Genomic DNA, 2,872 nt, shown 5'->3' on the forward strand with positions numbered 1-2,872 from the left:
GCGCCGCCGTGACCGGCCGACAGCCGGGCCCGATCCTGCCGCGCTCCGGCCGGGCGGCGATCGCCGGCGCCGCTGCGCACCTCGATCGGCCCGGCCGCCGCCGCCGCGGGAGGCGTGAGCAGGTCCTCGCCCGCGGCCGGCTCGGAGAGCCCGAGCTTCCCGCGCAGCTCCTTCTGCGAGACCTTTAAACCGAGCGGGACGAGCTTCTCGACGGCGGCCGCGAGCGCCGTCGTGTCCTCCGGCTCGGCGACCGGCATGTCGATCGACGGGTACGCCTCCTGCGGCCCGAAGTTCATGGAGACGAACAGCCGCACCAGCTGGCTATTGGCCGTGTGGGCGAGCTGGCCGCAGTCGGCCCGCTGGATGTCGAGCCGCACCTGGTTGTGAACCTTGGCCTGGGCGAGGCTCGCGCCCTTGTCGGCCGTCATGGTCTGGCCGACGACCAGCTTGGAGATGTTGCGGTCGAGATAGTCGACGAGCTTCTCGAAACTCGAGCCCTCCAGCGCCTTGCGCTCGATGAACTCGATCTCCATGCCCTGCGGGATGATGGCGGCCGCGTCCGACGAGAAGCCGGCGACGGCGCGCAGCAGCGTCTTCTTGTCGGCCTCGCTGGCACCCGAGTGATACTTGCCGAGGCGCAGCGGCATGCCGAACACCTCGCAGAACGCGGCCCAATCCTTCAACGTGAACTGCTGGATCAGGAACGCCCAGGCGGCGGCGCGCGCAAAGCCGCGGCGGATCGGGATGCCGGTCTTGGCCCGCGGCGCGTGGACGATGAACTTCGCTTTCGGCAGCGGCAGGCCGTCGAGATTGCCGTCGACCGCGAGGCGCAGCTCGGTCATCGACAGCCGATCGAACTGGAAGAAGCGCGGGTCGCGCCAGCGATAGGCGACGGGCCGCAGGAGCCCGGCCTCGTATTCCCAGATCGGCTCGACCACGGCGAAGCCCTTGGCGATGCCGTCGGTGAGCGCGCCCATGGCGTCGAGGAAGCCGGGATCGGCGATCAGCTCGTGCACGGCGTCGGCGATCTTGGCCGGCACGCCGTCCGGCACCTGCAGCGAAATCTCGGTGCCCTCGATCGCGAGCCGCCGCGTCTGCACCTGGCTCGCATAGTGGAGGTAGCGCTCCTCCATCTCCTCGGCGAGCGTGAGATAGGCGCGGATCTCGCCGATGGTGGCGCGCTTGAGCACGGCGGCGAGGCCCTCCGGCGTCAAGCCGGAGGCGACCGCATCGGCCAGTACCGAGCGGGCGCCGCCGAAGGTCGCCGTCGCCATCTCCTGCGACAGGAGCGAGGTGTCGATCGGCTCGCCATCCGGGCCGAGGATCGCCTTTCGCGGGGTCACCACAGCGCACGCCCTCCCGTCTCGTCCGCCACCACCTGGTCGAGCCAGGCGTCGCTATCGTCCGCCAACGCGGAGGCCGGCACGTAGCCATAGGCGCCGACCTCGGAGTCCATGGCGGCGTTCGCCAGCACCAGCGCGATCGCGTAGTCTCCATGCCGCTGGCCGCCGTCGGCGCCGGTCGTGTGGGCGTCGTCGGGCACCTTCGGCACGCCGCGCACCATGCGGATCTGGCGCAGATCGTCCTTGTGGTCGCCGTCGCGCGGGATCGCGATGGTGCGGTCCTCGAAGCGGCGCTTCAGCGGCGGCACGTTGGCGATGTACCAGGGCTGCGACGGCATCACGGCCTCGATCGCCAGCGCGCCGTAACGCTGCACGGCATACTCGGCGAGCGCCTGGCCGTTGCCGCGGGCGTCGTGCTTGCCGGCCCCGAAGCGCGGCAGCCGGTCGACCACATGGAACAGGATGCGCTCCTGCTCGCGGAACGGCACGTTGCGAAGCTCGATCACGAAGGGCGTCCGCCGCACCAGGTCGCGGCCTTCCGACAGCGGCACCATGACGGAGAGGTCGCCGGAGCGGGCGAAGTCCCAGCCGTAGCCGTGGCGTATCCGCACATCGAGCGCCGCCAGCACGGGCGCGAGCGCGTCCTCGATCCAGGCATCTACGAAGCTGGCGCGCTCGGCATCGGGCTTCAGCTCGAAGCCCTTCGGGCATGTGAGGCGCAGCACGGGCGCGGTCGCCGTCATGCAGGCCTCGATCAGCGCGCCGGTGAGATAGACGCCGGAGCCCTGCGCCGGGATGCAGTCCAGCTCCTCGGCCGCGCCGGCGCCGTAGAAGCCGCGGATGTCCGCCCGGAAGGTCGCCTCGGCCTCGGGTGACCACGCTTTGCCGGTGACCAGGCAGATGCGCTGATAGAGACCCTGTTCGAGCGCGTCGTCGAAGGTGCAGCGCACGACGGCGCCGGGCCGGCGCCTTTCGCGGATCTCCTGGATCAGCGTGTTGAACGGATTGTCGACGCCATTGTGGGTGGAGATCACCAGGACCTTGCCGCCCCAGATCAGGAGCGCGATCGCGGCCTTGAGCAGCTCGTCGGCCTCGTCGTGAAAGGCGAACTCGTCGAGGATCACGTAGCCCTGGCGGCCGCGCAAGCTCCGTGGGCGCGACGACAGCGCGACGATCTCGAAGCCCGAGGCGAAGCTGATCCGGAAGGCCTGGATGGCGCGGTCGGCGCCGCGCTCGTCCTGCTCATGGAACAGGAACTCCTGCACGGCGCTGCAGGCCGGCGAGAAGGCGCGCGCCCACATGGCGCAGGTGTCGATGAACTCGCGCGCCATGTCGAGATTGTAGCCGAGATAGAGCACGTCCATGCCGCCGGCGCTCTTCTGCGCGCCGGCGGTCAGCACCGCGTCGGCCCCGATCCCCCAGGTCGCTCCGATGCGGCGCGACTTGTCGACGACGACGAGCTGCGTCTTCGAGGTGGCGGCCAGCAGCTCGCGCTGATACGGCAGCAGCACGGCCGGCAGGCTTTCGCC

2 protein-coding genes are annotated in these 2,872 nt (G+C 70.4%); both read right to left on the reverse strand.

The window, feature by feature from the left end:
* On the reverse strand, nucleotides 1-1,343 hold a 1,343-nt coding region (locus tag CCR97_RS17510), incomplete at its 3' end, for a phage portal protein family protein (protein WP_201159708.1).
* On the reverse strand, nucleotides 1,340-2,872 hold a 1,533-nt coding region (locus tag CCR97_RS17515; RefSeq protein WP_201159709.1), incomplete at its 5' end, for a terminase large subunit domain-containing protein. The genes CCR97_RS17515 and CCR97_RS17510, both read right to left, overlap by 4 nt.

The sequence above is a fragment of the Rhodoplanes elegans genome (assembly GCF_016653355.1).
In the GTDB taxonomy this organism is placed as follows: Bacteria; Pseudomonadota; Alphaproteobacteria; order Rhizobiales; family Xanthobacteraceae; genus Rhodoplanes; species Rhodoplanes elegans.